This is a genomic window from Flagellimonas sp. HMM57 (genome assembly GCF_021390175.1).
Lineage (GTDB): Bacteria > Bacteroidota > Bacteroidia > Flavobacteriales > Flavobacteriaceae > Flagellimonas.
In genome coordinates this window covers 276,803-292,084 of record NZ_CP090004.1, presented here as the reverse complement: position 1 = coordinate 292,084, position 15,282 = coordinate 276,803, and the positions used below count along the sequence as shown (strand labels likewise).

Below are 15,282 nucleotides of genomic sequence, written 5' to 3'. Positions count from 1 at the left end.
CAAGAGACTGTTACAAATATACATTTTTTTGGTAAACCAATCTGGTAAACCAATTTTTAATACACCGCTTTTTTCCCAAACTTTCATAAATAAGTTATTGGGCATTTAAAAGAACAATCAGTTAAAGTTTACTTTTCGAGGATTGCAGAATTCATGGGACTGCCCAAAAAACTTTGTCCAAGTACTACTATTGCATTAAACTTAAAATAATAGCCATGACCTTCACAAAATCCAATTCAGTTTCTCTCCGGTTTATAGCAATAATAAATATCATTTTATTAAGAAATAACTGTATTTGAAATAAAAAAACATTAATAATAATGCTGAAAAAAGTAGATGCCCTACTCATTTGTTCCTGTGAAGAATATGCGAAAATACTGTGATTTTAATTGACATTTTTTGCCAGATTCGTGAAGACTTTGTGAAATTATTGTCTCGATAAATAAACTTTGTTTAATCATTTAGCAATAATGTTTAACAAAAGTATCAATTCCCTAAAAATTTAACATTTAAATACTAAAATGATTTTTTTTTAACCCTTTGATAACATATATTTGGTTTACCAATTTGGTTTACCAATTTGGAAAACCAATGAAAACAATAATAATAATCAGACAACTTCAACCTCTATCTCTATGAAACTAAATTTTGCATAAAAAAGGAATAGGTGCACGTCTATCCTTTTATTGATTACTTCTTGTAGGAGGGGAGTATGATTCAACAAATACACATTATATGCATGCAAATTAGACGAATTCAAAAGTAATCTGATTCCTTGAAATTTGTAGACTCAATGTGGAACGCTGAACGGATTTGTAAGCATTCCCAACAGGGATATGCAATTAACTAAACTTTTGAAATTAACGGAACAACAAATGAATTTAACAAGGAAACTAATTATGGTTGTGGTGTTGCTGGTCAACATACAGCTATTTGCCCAAGAAATTTCGGTAACGGGTACTGTTACCGATGTGAACAATACACCCATACCAGGGGCTAACATTATAGTATTGAACACTACAAGAGGTACTCAATCTGACTTTGATGGTAATTATGCCATTACTGTTTCAAGTGGGGAAACGCTACAATTCTCGTACATAGGATATGGAGCGAAAACAGTTACAATTACCGACCAAACAACAGTGGATATTACATTATTGGAGGACACCTCGGTGTTGGACGAAGTGGTTGTCATCGGATATGGTACGCGAAAAAAATCCTCATTGACCGGGGCCGTTGCCAAGGTAGATGGATCAGAGATTGCGGGTATTCAGGCTACTAGGGTCGATGATGCATTGGCCGGTAAATTACCAGGCGTTTTAATCCAAAATCAAGATGGATCACCGGGTGCCGATCCTAAAATTCAGGTTAGGGCTGCATCATCCATATCTGGAGATTCAAATCCATTGATAGTTGTTGATGGATATCCAATTTCAGGAAGTTTGGCAACCGTCAACCCAAATGATATCCAAAGCTTGGAGGTGTTAAAAGATGCAGCTTCTGCCGCTATATATGGTTCTAGGGGTGCCAACGGTGTGATTTTGATTACAACTAAAAAAGGAAAATCCGGTAAAGTAAGTTTTAGTTACAATGCCTTTACCAGTACCTCAAGTAAGTATCGAGACAATATTCTCAAGTCAGGGCCCGAGTGGGCAGAGATATCGAGAAGGGAAATTGCCGCCGGGAATTGGGACCTATCCCAAATTGATCCCGATTTTGTAGAATATAGGTTAAATGCTTATGAAAATTCACCGGGTGCGATAAGTTCAGAAGATTGGCTTTTTCAAAATGGTAGTATTATGAGTCATGACTTTAGCGCTAGTGGAGGCTCAGAAAATGTGAACTTTTTTGCCTCATTGGGTTATCAAAATGCGGAAGGTGTCATCATTACCGAAGGTTTTGAAAGATTGAACGCCCGTTTGAATATCGATGCTAAACTTGGAAAGAAGTTTAGGGCGGGACTTAGTTTCAATGGCTTCACATCTCATAGGGACATCCTTGGTCATGAAATGAGAGATCTCTTAAGAGCATATGGCGTTCATCCTATTTACCATACAGAAGAGTCCATTGCCTTTGTTCAACAGTTGGACCAGCAAGCGCAAGCTTTGGGTCTTGCTTCGTTTGATAATGGTTATAGGGGTTCCACATACGAGGCAAGTAGTATTTATGAGTTAGAGCCCGGAATGGCTGCACAGGACTGGCATTATGGTAGAGCGAATAATGGTATTGGTGGTTCTGGTGATGCAGGTCCTGCGGCTAAACTTGATAACACCGAACGTTGGGAAAGAACATTTTTTGGTAATATTAGCTCTTATGTGCAATATGAAATTCTTGAGGGATTAAATATAAAAACCGTTTTGGGTGGGGATTTAAGGGACACCCAATTTTATGAACACCGGCTATTGGGATTTGATTCTAGGGCAAGGTCTACGGAAACCTACATGAATCAAACAGATTTAAAAGAGTTCTCAGTATTGAGCGAGACCACCTTGAACTTTGCAAGAACCTTCGGTAAACATGACGTATCTGCTGTATTGGGTCTTGAATTTCAAACCAATAAATTTATAGGCACAGCTTTAAGGGGTACTAATGTCCCGGATACGGAAATACAAAATTTCAACTTGTTCGAACCTGAAAATATTACGGTAACGGAAAGAGAAGAAACCAGGGCAAGAGAAAGTGTTTTTGGAAGAATCAACTATACCTACGACAATCGTTTCTTGTTCTCTGCATCCTTAAGAAGGGATGGAGACTCACGTTTTGGGGCAAATAAAAGATACGAAACATTCCCAGCGCTTTCTGTGGGTTGGAATCTTCATAATGAAGCATTTTGGGACCCAATTTCAGAATGGATAAGTATTTTTAAGCCAAGATTTAGTACGGGCTCTTTGGGAACCACCTCCTTCTTGGGGTCATATGATGCCCTAAGATTATTAGAGCCACAACCCACAGTTTATGGGATTGGCTTCTTGATTCCAGATAATGTGGATAACCCAGATCTGACATGGCAAACCAATACGGAGCGTAACTATGGTATTGATTTGGGATTCTTCTCCAACCGTATTCGATTGGGTGTGGATTACTATACTTCTGACATTGAGGATATTTTGATTAATCAAAGTATTTCGGAAGTACTGGGTACGCCATCTATAGTAATAAATTCTGGTGATGTAAGAAGTTCCGGTTTCGAGTTTGAATTGAATGCAATAGTAGTGAACAATGAAGATTTCTCGTGGAACCTTGGAGCTAACTTGGCTACGGTTGAAACTGAAATAACAGATTTAGGTGGTCTAACTGAATTGCCACAAACTGTTTACGGTCAAAGTGGTAGAGGTCCGGTATTTAGAAATTATGTAGGCGGCGAAATCGGTGAAATGTGGGGATTGGAGACCATTGGAAACGTTGAAATGATCTACTTGGAAGATGGTACAAGAAATCCGAATAACAATACAGGTACAGCGTATGTGGTGGACCAAAATGGTGATGGGGTTATTGATAATACCAGAACTGTTGAAGATGGTGGGGACTTGGTCAAAATTGGTCAGAATACACCAGATTTTTATTGGGGTTTGAACAGTTCAATTAATTACAAAGCTTTCGATATGTCATTCCAATTTCAAGGTGCTCATGGAGGTGAGGTTTACAATATCGACCCTCATTATTATGGATCTGAATTTGGTGGCAGGCTAGTAGATAGTTTTGATGCCAATGAGGATGGTATCGCCGATAATAACGGCGAATTTTATATTGGTAAAAGGTTTCAGACCGATGCTTACATCCAAGACGCCTCATACGTAGCACTTAGAAACCTTACGATTGGTTATACGCTTAATCCAGAACTTACTGGAAAAGTGGGCGTAAACAATGTAAGGTTGTACGTTGCGGCCACTAACTTACTGTACCTCTGGGGTGATGATTATACCTCTTACAACCCAGAAGGTGTACAGACTGAGGGCGATGATTATCTAGGGCCTACAACGTATGGAGCGCAAGTAGGTGCAAGTCCAATAGTTAGAAGCTTTACACTTGGTTTGAACGTTAATTTTTAAAGAAAAAGAGAAATGAAAACAATATATAAACTATCAATCGGATTATTGTTCCTGATAACAGCATGTGGTGATGATTTAGATCAGGCTCCACCTAACATAGCTAGGGCGGATTCCCTAACGGATTTTAGTCAGGTGTTGAATGCAGCGTATTATTATCAACTTGGTGCGGTAACACCCATGGCCATAATGGGTGAATTCAGGTCGGATAATGCCTTTATGTTTGAGCCACCATACACTGAATTTGATGAATATGATAATGGTCTTCCAGCCATGGAAGATGATTTTTTTGGGCCTTTTTACACTGCGTTGTTCAGGTCAATATTAAGTACAAACATCGTCATCGAAAATTCTTCGGATGCTACCGAGATAGGTGAGGCCAAGTTTTTAAGGGCATTGTCTTATTTCAAGCTCGTACAGGTTTTTGGGGACATCACGGTAAATTTATCTCCAGATCCAGATTATAGAGATACTTCTTTCTTGGAGAGACAACCAGCTTCGGAAGTGTATGATAACTTGATTATCCCTGATCTGGAAGACGCCATCTCAGCTTTAAATATTGGAAGTTTTGAAGGAAGAGCATCTGGATTGGCCGCTCAAAGCCTACTGGGCAAGGTATATGCTTTTAGAGGTGATTATGCCAGTGCAGAACCATTTCTAGCAGCTGTTGTGGAAGGAGCTGGAGCGGCGGGAGTCAGCTTAAAAGAAAACTTCGACGAAATTTTTGGTGCACAAAATGAAGTTGAGAATTCTGAGATTATTTTTTCAACTCAGATAGTAAGTTCAATAGTCGACGAATATAGTCCAGCTTCCCGTTTTTGGAATTGGTTTGTTGGAGATGATTCAAAATCAGATTTTCCAGTTGACCAAGATTTGGTTGCCGCTTTTGATGCCAGTGATGCCAACGGTGGCGGTACCGATTTAAGAAGGGCGGTGACACTTAACGATGATGGATTGACAGCTATAAAGTTTCCTAAAGAAGGTGATTTAGGGCCTGATCACGATTGGATAGAGATTCGATTGGCGGATATTATCCTGTTATATGCGGAAACCTTAAATGAAAATGGTGCTCCTGCTTCAACGGTACTTCCGCTATTGGACGACATAAGAACTAGAGCAGGCTTAAATAGCTTGACAGGGACAATAAGCTCACAAGCCGAAGTTAAACAGGCTATTCTAGATGAAAGACGATTGGAATTAGCCTTTGAGGGACATAGATGGTTCGATTTGGTAAGAACAGGTACCGTGGATGCGGAAATGGGAGAAACTATAGATGCCAATTATTATGTGTTTCCCATTCCTATTTCCGAAATTCTAGCAACTAATGGAATAATTACCCAGAATCCTGGGTATTGATTTGCGATTGAGTAGTAGAAGACAAGAAGGTTAAGTATATTGAGTTAGTTTAGTTTTTTAAAAAGGCCTTTGGTACGACTGTGCCAAAGGCCTTTTAAGAATTTCTCAATAATTCATGCTAAACTATCTTTAAAAAATATAAAACCCTGCCCATCTTTTTGATGGGCAGGGTTTTGGTTTTATTAACTTTTTTGGTGACCTGACTGGGGCTTGAACCTATCGTTCGAAGGTTAGCACGAGTGAGGTGTTTGCTAATTTTTTATTTTTTTGTTGACGATTTGTGAACTCTAAGTGAGGGCAGTACGTCAAATTGGCTTTCGCTATTTAAAGTTAATGATTCAGTCATAAATAGTGGTCTTAAAAAAGGTTCCTTTTGTAATACAGAATCCTAATATTAAACTCTTTAGTACTTCTATCAAAACCATTGACATTTTGGCTCTAAATGTATTGCTGGCAGAAATCTATTTCACTTGTCCCACGTATTCGATATTTAGTCCCCAATTTAACATGAATCACCACTTTTATTCTATGAAGAATGGATTAGAATCGATCTTCGTTGTTAGCAATTAAAATAAAAAGAATGCGTCAATTATGGCACATGCCCACAATCCTATTGGGGATGATAAGTTTAGTTGGATATGGTCAATCACAGATAGGAGCTGATATTGGCGAGGTGATGGGTGATTTTTCCCAATATAGCTTGAGCTTATCGGATGACCGAACGACTATGGCCATTGGAGCACATCATAACAATGACAACGGTAAAAATTCAGGACATGTGACTGTTTATAAAAGCAACTCTGGGGATTGGCGCCAAGTGGGTTTGGATATCAATGGTGAAAGGGCTGGGGATTGGTCTGGCTATAGTGTTGACTTATCAAGCGATGGTTCTATGGTTGCCGTAGGGGCTGTTATCAATGGGGATAACGGTAAAAATTCGGGACATGTGCGCGTTTATGAGCATGCAGTTGGTGCATGGACCCAAGTGGGTTCGGATATCGATGGAGAGGCTCCTGGGGATTGGTCTGGCTATAGTTTGAGCTTGTCTGATGATGGTACTATTGTGGCCATAGGGGCTATTTTCAATGATGGTAACGGCAAAAACTCTGGGCATGTCCGTGTTTATAAAAATGGTAAAGGAGTTTGGACCCAGATAGGTTCCGACATCGATGGCCGGAGAGCAAAAGATTATTTTGGTGCAAGTGTAAGTTTATCCGGTGATGGAAACATGGTTGCCATAGGGGCTCATCAAGGAATAGGACGGCCTGGTTATGTCCGTGTATATAGAAATATTTCCGAAAATTGGGTTCAGGTAGGTGCGGATATTGATGGGGAAGTAACAGGTGATTTTTCAGGATGGAGTGTGGGTTTGTCCAATGATGGCGCCATTGTTGCCATAGGAGCTTACATGGACAATGGTAATGGAGAAAGAAGAGGTTATGTACGTGTTTACCAAAATGATTCTGGGAACTGGATTCAGATGGGAGCGGATATTGATGGCGGGAAAACAAATGATGATTTATCGGGATTAAACGTAGATGTATTTGGAAATGATTCTGTTGTGGTTATGGGGGCTATGAGAAAAATGATGATGGTACCAAACAAAAGCTGGGAGTCAGCCATGTGCGCATTTACAAAAAAAAAGCCAATTCCTTGAATTGGAAGCGCATAAGCGCTAACGTGTATAAAGGGAGTGCCAGAGGTTTGTAGCCTGAATTATATGTCAATAAAAAAGCAACCAAGTGAGATGAGAGAGCGAAAAGACGGTGGTTCTTGCATGCAGTCATTTTTAGTTCAGTTAGGTTCAATCTTTTCGCAGTGTTTCGGTTGGTGATAGTCATTTAAGTGCACCTTTTTGATTGTGAGGTGGCTGTCTGTAAAAGATAGTGGATACAGAAGTGATTCGCATAGTTTTCACGGGTAGGTGAGTAAAGAAAAGATAGTGGCGACAGTGGAAGAAATTATCCATGGCAAACAGAAAATCATCTATGTGCCAGCGTAGAAAAGGATAATAGTTTTGTTGATCGCTAATTGAGTTATGTATTTGTCCAAGAGTACATTTTATAAAAAGCAATATAGAAAAGTGAAATATAAGCGGTTTTGGAAAATTATATAATTGCTTTATTGGTATATACAGGGCTGTGGATCATTTCAACGGTGCGTACCAAGAGATTAAAAAAAAGGGAAGAGACGGAGTATGGGGATATTGGAACTGTTCAAAAAGATAATGAGCCTTTATGAGAGATAGAGTCGCAATCTTAACAAGAGAAAAAAAAGAGTGTATCGCGTTGTTGGACGACTTGCGAAATAACGGGGTTGGTGGACATAAGGTTTTCTTATGCTGGAAAGACATGTGGTTATCGGAACAGGAGAATAGATATGATTTTATTCTGATAGATTATTTTTTTTTCAGCATACTTAGGGATGATATCGTCTGCTATCACTTATTTCATAGATATAAATCCAAGATAACCTTCTACAGTAGTATTACACAAAATATTGTAACTCAAAAAGGAAATATGGCGGTCAATCTATATCGAATTTTCTTTCGCCCCTTTATGGATTTTAACGACCTGACCGTGGCCGAAAGCAATAACAATTGCAATTTTCTAAAGGGGGACAAAAATACTGTCGTGGATATAGATTTGGAAAGAAAGTATGAACTGGGCCATACGGATGGTTTTTTTTTAAAAGAAGGATATTCGCTCATTAAATTTCATTTAAGTGAAATCCTATGTTTGGAAAGCGACAGGAATTATATCACTGTGTATTTATCTGACAAAAAGCATTTGATCAGACAAACACTTCAGGCCGCATTGGAAGTGTTGCCAAAGCAATTTTATAGGATAAATAGATCTGTTGTTGTCAATATCAATAAGGTTGATAGAATAGTAGGCAATAGCGTACATATCAAAGGTTTGAACAAATTTCGGCCCTTGATTTCAAATAGGTACAAACATGACATTTTAAATGCCGTGCCATTGTTTAATGAAATGATACCATAGTGTATCGAGAAATACGGAAAGCCATGAATTATTTATTTATTAACGATAACAAAGTCCAATTGATGATATTGAAAAAGGCTCTTGGTCAATTTGTCAAATCCCATAAAATCAGGACTTTGGACAATCCGATGATGGCAATTGACTTGATTCGTTCCCGAGTCTTTTTGCCAGATGTTATCGTCGTTGACTTTAATATGCCTGTCATGGATGGTTTGAACTTTATCAAAGAAATGAAGTTTTCCAATGACTGGTACAGCCATATCCCTATAGTGGTGTTAACTACGGTAGAGTGTGCTGAAACTGCCATGGAATGTTATAGAGGCGGTGCCGCGGGCTATATGGTCAAACCGGATGATTATAGAGATCTTACCCATTTGTTGAAAGTATTGATTCAATATTGGGAAGCAAACCTTACCCCTCTTTTACCAGCATTGGCAGTTGTTAAACCCATTAAGAACTAATTATTATGAGTAAGGATATTTCAACTTTGGATAAATTAATGTTGTATTTAACGGACAAGAGTGAAACGAGTATTTTTCAAACTTTACCAAAAAGTTACATCGTTTTAAATCTTGTGGGAAGAATTCTGGGATACAATTCCAAGTTTATGGAATTAATGGGAGGTGGAAATAACGAGGAAGAAACATTAAATGTCGATGATTTTTTATCGGATTACAATAAAAAAAGATTTATGATTATGCTTGAGCTTGTAGAGCTCAAGGGCCATATTGATGATTTTGAGCTGGAAATGACAAGACCAGATGGGTCGATGAAAATTGTTTGGATTAGCGCTTCGGCCATATACGACTCCAATAAAGAAGCAATTGCTTTTCATTGCATTATATCCGATATGACTAAGGAACAAATGTTTTTGGGTCAAATTAAAGAAGAATTGCAAACCTTTTCGCTGCTAAGAAAGTGATTGGACGAAAAGTTGAAAGGTATCGGAACTTTCCCATGGTTCCTAGAGTAATGTTTGGAAGAGATAGTTTTAATCAATTGGGTGAGGTTTTGTTGCCCAAAAGAAAGTATCAAGACGCACCATTCATTTTTTTTGTGGATGATGTTTTCGAAGAGTCCGAGATAGCTGCAAATATTCCATTGGCATACAATGACCAAATTGTTTTCATTTCCGCAAATGTGGAGCCCGGAACGGTACAAGTTGATGCATTGGTCCAAAAAATCCGAAAGGAGTTCCCAATGCTTCCATCCGGTATCATTGGTATAGGAGGAGGTACTTTATTGGATTTAGCAAAAGCAGTGTCCATTGTGTTGACAAACGGGGGCAATTCAGCTGATTATCAGGGGTGGGATTTGGTCAAAAAACCTTCCATATACCACGTAGGTATCCCCACCATTAGCGGTACTGGTGCGGAAGTATCCAGAACGGCCGTATTGACAGGACCTGCAAAGAAATTGGGAATCAATTCTGACCACACGACCTTTGATCAGGTAATTCTAGACCCCAATCTTACACGAGGTGTTTGTAAGGAACAATGGTTCTACACGGGAATGGACTGTTTTATACATTGTATAGAATCCCTTAATGGAACATATTTAAACGCTTTTAGCCAAAGCTATGGTGAGAAGGCACTTGAGCTTTGTGAAGACGTGTTTCTTGGTAAACTGACCTCTGAAGAATCCAGGGATAAATTAATGATGGCATCTTGGCATGGGGGAATGAGTATAGCCTATTCCCAGGTAGGGGCGGCACATGCCATGAGTTATGGTTTGGGGTATTTGCTTGGGATTAAACACGGTATCGGAAATTGTCTGGTTTTTCAACACCTTGATGAGTTTTATCCCATAGGCATAAAGCTGTTCAACCAAATGCAAGAAAAACAGGGTATTGTTATGCCTCAGGGAATTTGTGCAGGTCTGCGTGATGATGAATTTGATATCATGATTGAAGTGGCCATGGCAATGCAACCTTTATGGGAAAATGCTTTGGGCAAGGATTGGAGAAATTGTATAGACCGGAAAAAATTAAGATCCATTTACGAAAAGATATAAGATGGATTCGAAGAACATGAAACCATTTGGGCATGGTCCCGCTTCTATACCGAACATCTTAATAGTGGTATCCAATACGGATCAAATGATCGACTGTTAGGAGATTTTTAAAACAAATAATTTAAAATAAGCTAAAACTATTTCAACAATTAAAAAAGTCTGGAATGCCTAAATCCTATTTAGACGAGAATGTTCATACTGCAGCCAAAAAGCGCATGCAAGATATATTTAATACCTTTTCAAAGATATATGTAGCCTTTAGTGGCGGTAAGGACAGCACCGTTATGCTACATTTGGCCCTAGAAATAGCCAAATCTGAAAATCGCTTGCCACTTGATGTCCTATTTGTTGATTTGGAAGGACAATACGGTACCACCATTGAGCATATTGAAGAAGTGGCACTAAATCCAGAAGAAATCAACCTACATTGGGTATGTCTGCCATTGAACCTGAGAAATTCGGTGAGTGTTTTTCAGCCCCATTGGCGCTGTTGGGACCCAGAACAATCCAAGGACTGGATTCGTCCTATGCCACAGCACCCTCAAGTAGTATCAGACTTGGACTATTATCCCTTTTTCCGTTATGGAATGGAATTCGAAGATTTTGTGTACCAATGGGGCAATTGGTTTTCAAATGGCGAGTTGTCCACATGTTTATTGGGAATTCGATCGGACGAAAGTTTGAACAGGTTCTTTTCGGTAACCGCCAACGGTTGGCGCGGAATAAACTGGATGAGCCAAGCATCGAACAGCCTGGTATTTTCATATCCTATTTACGATTGGCGAACTGAGGATATCTGGCGTTATGTAGGCAAGAAAAAAATAAAGTACAATAAACTCTATGACTATTTTTATTTATGTGGAATGTCCATTCATAAAATGCGTATTTGCCAACCCTATGGTGATGACCAGCGTCAAAGTTTGGCTTACTACCACCAAATTGAGCCAGATACCTGGAATAAGGTGGTAAGGCGAGTACATGGCGTTAATTTTGGTGCGTATTACGGTAAAACAGCTGTTCTTGGAAGGATTAAAGTAGTACTTCCTGAAGGTCTAACATGGAAAAGGTACACCTATATTTTGCTACAGTCCATGCCAGAAATCACCAGGAACCATTATGCAGCGAAAATAAAAACCTTTCTCAGATGGTGGGAAAACAACGGATTTTCTTTTGAGCTAGTCCCGGACCAGGGCAACTTAAAATTGGAAAATTCGGGAAAGCTACCCTCTTGGAGAAGAATATGTAAATGTATCATCAAAAACGACTGGTGGTGCCGCAGCTTGGGCTTTACCCAAACCAAAAAGACATATGAAACCCTGTATGCCAAAAGGTAGCCCAATGGACAAGAATATAAAGCAAGATATCCTGGACATTTTAAAAAAAAGTCAAAGTATTTCTAAAGAAGGGAAATCAATCCTCATCAATCAGATTTCAGAAATATTTGATCAGTATAAAGAGCCTGTTTCGAAACTGTTGTGGGTGCCTATAAATACTATTTTGCCAAATAGCTATAATCCCAATAAAATGGCCACTCCAGAAAAGCATTTGCTACTTCGTTCCATGCTCGACCATGGGATTACGCTGCCTTTGATAGTTTCAACTAAAGAACAACAACACTATAGGTTAATTGATGGATACCATCGTTGGAAACTTATAAAAAAAAGTAAAGTATTGCAGAATAGATTAGACCATAAAGTACCGGTTGTGATATTGGACCTTCCCAAAACAGAACAAATAGTAGCCACCATACGGCATAATAGGGCTAGGGGAAAACATCAAATAGGAGAAATAAGTGAGGTGGTAAAAACATTATCGATTAATGAGTGGGCGCCATCAAAAATTATGGAAGCATTGGGCATGGATGCAGATGAGGTACTAAGGCTTAAACAATTCAATGGCCTCGGGGAATTATTTAAAGACGACGATTATTCTCAATCATGGCATTGAGCTGGCATCTTACAGTTTGAATCAATATTATGAATACAAAAGAAAACACATCAGAAGAAATAGATTTAGGACAACTATTCAAACTTATAGGAAACGCAATTAATACGTTTTGTAACCGAATTAGTAATAGTTTAAAAGCCATATATCACCTTTTTATTTTATGTATCCTCTTCCTTAGAGTTCATTTTTTTAAGTTTTGCTTGGCGGCTATATTAGGTATGGGGCTTGGCGGTTACTTAGATTATAATGCATTACGCGTATATAAGTCTTCCATGATTGTACAGCCTAATTTTAACAGCGTACGCCAACTATATGATAATATTGAATTTTACAATCAATTGGTGAGGGAAGAAGAAATTGAAGAGTTGGAAAAAGTATTACATATTCCTCAGTCAACAGCAAAAAATATAACAAGTATTAAAATAACTCCATTAATAGATAGAGTACAAAAAATTAAACAGTTTAATGAGTTTATTAAAGATTTGGATTCTGTTACACGAAAGAACATAAACTATGAAGATTACTTAAAGAACTTTGATGGAATCAATGCAGAATATCACAAAATTCAGATAGAAGCAACGGCACCTGAAATTGCAAAGCAATGCCAAAAAATGATAGTAACCTCTATAAAAAACAATGAATATTTCAAGCTTCAGAAAAAGGTCAATGATGATAATTTGGCAGTTAGGGATACTATTGTAAATAAGCAGCTAGAGGAAATCGATAAATTACAATCGCTTTATAAAGAAATAAGAGTTATAGAAGCACAACAACCTGAAGGAACAACGAATATTAATTTAGCAGATAACAATAAATTAGAAAAAATCCCAGAATTAGAGCTGTTCAAAGAAATAGAAAAATTAAAAGAAGAGAAAACTGAGGTAAACATAGAGAAAGCAAATACAAAAAATACCATTAATATAGTTTCTGATTTCCCCAATAGGGGAGTATTAATAAATGACTTACGATACAAAAAAATAATACAAATACCTGCACTATTTATGGGTATTCTACTTTCAATATTAGTAATACTCATCTTTAATAAATACCTGGCCAATTATAAAAAATAGTACGATTGATTAAATGGCATAAACCTTGGTTGAATTGTCATTCGGAGCATTTCGGTAAATTTATGCCAAAGTGTTTACACTTGTTTTCATTTGTGTAAAATCGTCCATGCATTAGTTACAGGTATCCATTCCAAGATTTTCTCTTTTACAACATATTTGCACTGTAACAAAACATTGAAAAACATGAAAACAAGAATTCCTTTTAAACTGGCAGTCTTTGTATTGCTTCTAGGGTTTTCAATTCAACTATTTCCTAAAACCAAAAAAAGTAGTATTATGACAAACACAAAAAAAGAAACCATTGGGCTATTAGTTATCATGAAATCCAAAGCAGGCAAAGCTGAAGCTGTTAAAGATTTTCTACTTAGTGGATTACCACTAGTACTTCAAGAGCCTGAAACAATATCTTGGTTTGCTTTTCAAATAGATGAAAATACTTTTGGAATATATGACACATTTGAAATGGAAGCCGGTAGACAAGCGCATTTAAAGGGTGAGGTCGCCAAAGCTCTTTTGGCCAATGCTTATAGTCTACTGGAAAACTTTGATGTAAACGTGGACATTAAACCCATTAATATGATTGCCTCTAATCACAAATCTGGAATACAAAATAAGGGTTTGTTGGTTATTATGAATGCCAAAGCAGGAAACTCTGAAGCGGTAGAGCATTTTCTAAACGCAGGAAAGCAACTGGTAGATGATGAGCCGGAAACATTATCATGGTATGCTTTTAAATTAGACGATACAAGATATGCTATATTTGACACTTTTGCCGAAGACTCTGGAAGGGATGCACACCTAAAGGGTAAAGTAGCAGCTGCCCTTATGGAAAACGCTCCTATTATTCTGAAAGATTTCGAAGCTACGGCTATTCAAAAGATAGATATTCTTGCTTCTAAATAATTGTAACAACTTTGAAAAAGAAAACGAAAGGGGCATCTTAATCGATGCTCCTTTTTTTAAGATCTGCTTGTAAATCTTTTAGTTTGGCAAAACCTACCGTTTTTCTATAGGTGTCGGGCGATACTCCAACTTTCTTTTTAAAAAATCGGCTAAAATAAAATTCATCTCCATAGCCTAATGCCGCCGCTATCTGTTTTACAGGTTTGGACGTTAAATAAAGCTCTCTTTTGGCCGCTATAATAATTCTATTGGTTATTAAGGATGTTAGTGTTTGATTTAAATATTTTTTTACTATTCCTGCCAAGGTTTTAGAACTTGTACATAGTATATCTGCATATTCTTGAGGTGCATGCAGCTTAGTGTAATTGCCCTCAATAGCATCTACCAGGTTTTGCAAAATTTCTGATTGTCTATCGGCAAATTTTAACACGGTATCTTCATCAAATTTCTTTTTCTGTCTCACGGCTTCAATTAGGAACACTTTTAAAAAAGCAACCAGCACCTCGTGTTGTGCTATGTAATCCCTATCCATTTCCCTGGAAATTTGATTTATGAGGTTAGAGAATAGTTCTTCTTCACATAGTTTAAAAAAAGGTAAGCCATGAAAATTGCCAAAAAGCACGCCTTCTGTTTCTATTTCATTTTGATGCCTATAGGTACAGAAAAAATCGGGATGAAAATTTAATAGAAACCCAGAGCAAGCTTCATCTGAAGTAATCATAAATGGCTGATATGGCGATAAGCAAATCATATGGTTTCCTTTGAGCTGATATTCTGAAAAATCTACTTTTAAATTAAAATTAATACCGCATAGTAGAATAATAGAATAATAATTTTTACGCTGTAAATGATCAAATTGGTTTAAGTTATCAAATCGTTCCAACCTAAATGCCAATTCATCGTTTTGTTTATTGATTATAATTTGTACCATAATTTTTAGTT

General features: G+C 37.6%; 13 protein-coding genes. 12 read left to right on the top strand and 1 reads right to left on the bottom strand.

Going from position 1 to position 15,282, the window contains the following annotated elements:
- Positions 1 to 875: 875 nt before the first annotated feature.
- The 12 genes from LV716_RS01355 to LV716_RS01300 all read left to right on the top strand — a co-directional run bounded on the left by LV716_RS01355 (position 876) and on the right by LV716_RS01300 (position 14,340).
- Complete coding sequence (locus LV716_RS01355) at positions 876 to 4,049, top strand: TonB-dependent receptor (protein WP_163419710.1); 3,174 nt, start codon at positions 876 to 878, stop codon at positions 4,047 to 4,049.
- Between the two features lie 12 nt (positions 4,050 to 4,061).
- Positions 4,062 to 5,402 carry a RagB/SusD family nutrient uptake outer membrane protein gene (locus LV716_RS01350; RefSeq protein ID WP_163419711.1) on the top strand — a complete coding sequence of 447 codons (1,341 nt, stop codon included), beginning with the start codon at positions 4,062 to 4,064 and terminating at the stop codon, positions 5,400 to 5,402.
- Positions 5,403 to 5,982: 580 nt separating this feature from the next.
- Positions 5,983 to 7,059, top strand: a complete 1,077-nt coding sequence (locus LV716_RS01345) for an FG-GAP repeat protein (protein WP_233759198.1) — start codon at positions 5,983 to 5,985, stop codon at positions 7,057 to 7,059.
- A 443-nt stretch (positions 7,060 to 7,502) separates the two neighbouring features.
- The gene (locus LV716_RS01340) at positions 7,503 to 7,643 is read left to right on the top strand and encodes a hypothetical protein (protein WP_163419713.1); all 141 of its coding nucleotides are present in this window, start codon (positions 7,503 to 7,505) and stop codon (positions 7,641 to 7,643) included.
- Positions 7,640 to 8,407 (top strand): LytTR family DNA-binding domain-containing protein, encoded by a 768-nt coding sequence (locus LV716_RS01335; protein ID WP_163419714.1) that lies wholly within the window; start codon positions 7,640 to 7,642, stop codon positions 8,405 to 8,407. Before LV716_RS01340 ends, LV716_RS01335 begins: the two co-directional genes overlap by 4 nt.
- 23 nt (positions 8,408 to 8,430) lie before the next feature.
- Entirely contained in the window at positions 8,431 to 8,868 is a 438-nt protein-coding gene (locus LV716_RS01330) for a response regulator (RefSeq protein ID WP_163419715.1), read from the top strand.
- Positions 8,869 to 8,873: 5 nt separating this feature from the next.
- Positions 8,874 to 9,329 carry a PAS domain-containing protein gene (locus LV716_RS01325; RefSeq protein WP_163419716.1) on the top strand — a complete coding sequence of 152 codons (456 nt, stop codon included), beginning with the start codon at positions 8,874 to 8,876 and terminating at the stop codon, positions 9,327 to 9,329.
- Between the two features lie 35 nt (positions 9,330 to 9,364).
- Complete coding sequence (locus LV716_RS01320) at positions 9,365 to 10,420, top strand: iron-containing alcohol dehydrogenase family protein (protein ID WP_163419717.1); 1,056 nt, start codon at positions 9,365 to 9,367, stop codon at positions 10,418 to 10,420.
- Positions 10,421 to 10,584: 164 nt separating this feature from the next.
- Positions 10,585 to 11,754 carry a DUF3440 domain-containing protein gene (locus tag LV716_RS01315; protein ID WP_163419718.1) on the top strand — a complete coding sequence of 390 codons (1,170 nt, stop codon included), beginning with the start codon at positions 10,585 to 10,587 and terminating at the stop codon, positions 11,752 to 11,754.
- A 4-nt stretch (positions 11,755 to 11,758) separates the two neighbouring features.
- Positions 11,759 to 12,367 carry a ParB N-terminal domain-containing protein gene (locus LV716_RS01310; protein WP_163419719.1) on the top strand — a complete coding sequence of 203 codons (609 nt, stop codon included), beginning with the start codon at positions 11,759 to 11,761 and terminating at the stop codon, positions 12,365 to 12,367.
- Between the two features lie 29 nt (positions 12,368 to 12,396).
- Positions 12,397 to 13,437, top strand: a complete 1,041-nt coding sequence (locus LV716_RS01305) for a hypothetical protein (protein ID WP_163419720.1) — start codon at positions 12,397 to 12,399, stop codon at positions 13,435 to 13,437.
- A gap of 183 nt (positions 13,438 to 13,620) precedes the next feature.
- On the top strand, positions 13,621 to 14,340 hold the full coding sequence (locus LV716_RS01300; protein ID WP_163419721.1) for a putative quinol monooxygenase: 720 nt from the start codon (positions 13,621 to 13,623) through the stop codon (positions 14,338 to 14,340).
- A 37-nt stretch (positions 14,341 to 14,377) separates the two neighbouring features.
- Here LV716_RS01300 and LV716_RS01295 read toward each other — a convergent pair whose 3' ends face one another.
- Positions 14,378 to 15,271, bottom strand: a complete 894-nt coding sequence (locus LV716_RS01295; protein WP_163419722.1) for a helix-turn-helix domain-containing protein — start codon at positions 15,269 to 15,271, stop codon at positions 14,378 to 14,380.
- Positions 15,272 to 15,282 lie beyond the last annotated feature (11 nt).

Coding starts and splice junctions, on each gene's coding strand:
- LV716_RS01330 (WP_163419715.1), top strand. CDS start 8,431: ATGAATTATTTATTTATTAACGATAACAAAGTCCAATTGATGATATTG.
- LV716_RS01350 (WP_163419711.1), top strand. CDS start 4,062: ATGAAAACAATATATAAACTATCAATCGGATTATTGTTCCTGATAACA.
- LV716_RS01310 (WP_163419719.1), top strand. CDS start 11,759: ATGGACAAGAATATAAAGCAAGATATCCTGGACATTTTAAAAAAAAGT.
- LV716_RS01325 (WP_163419716.1), top strand. CDS start 8,874: ATGAGTAAGGATATTTCAACTTTGGATAAATTAATGTTGTATTTAACG.
- LV716_RS01355 (WP_163419710.1), top strand. CDS start 876: ATGAATTTAACAAGGAAACTAATTATGGTTGTGGTGTTGCTGGTCAAC.
- LV716_RS01345 (WP_233759198.1), top strand. CDS start 5,983: ATGCGTCAATTATGGCACATGCCCACAATCCTATTGGGGATGATAAGT.
- LV716_RS01335 (WP_163419714.1), top strand. CDS start 7,640: ATGAGAGATAGAGTCGCAATCTTAACAAGAGAAAAAAAAGAGTGTATC.
- LV716_RS01315 (WP_163419718.1), top strand. CDS start 10,585: ATGCCTAAATCCTATTTAGACGAGAATGTTCATACTGCAGCCAAAAAG.
- LV716_RS01300 (WP_163419721.1), top strand. CDS start 13,621: ATGAAAACAAGAATTCCTTTTAAACTGGCAGTCTTTGTATTGCTTCTA.
- LV716_RS01305 (WP_163419720.1), top strand. CDS start 12,397: ATGAATACAAAAGAAAACACATCAGAAGAAATAGATTTAGGACAACTA.
- LV716_RS01320 (WP_163419717.1), top strand. CDS start 9,365: ATGGTTCCTAGAGTAATGTTTGGAAGAGATAGTTTTAATCAATTGGGT.
- LV716_RS01295 (WP_163419722.1), bottom strand. CDS start 15,271: ATGGTACAAATTATAATCAATAAACAAAACGATGAATTGGCATTTAGG.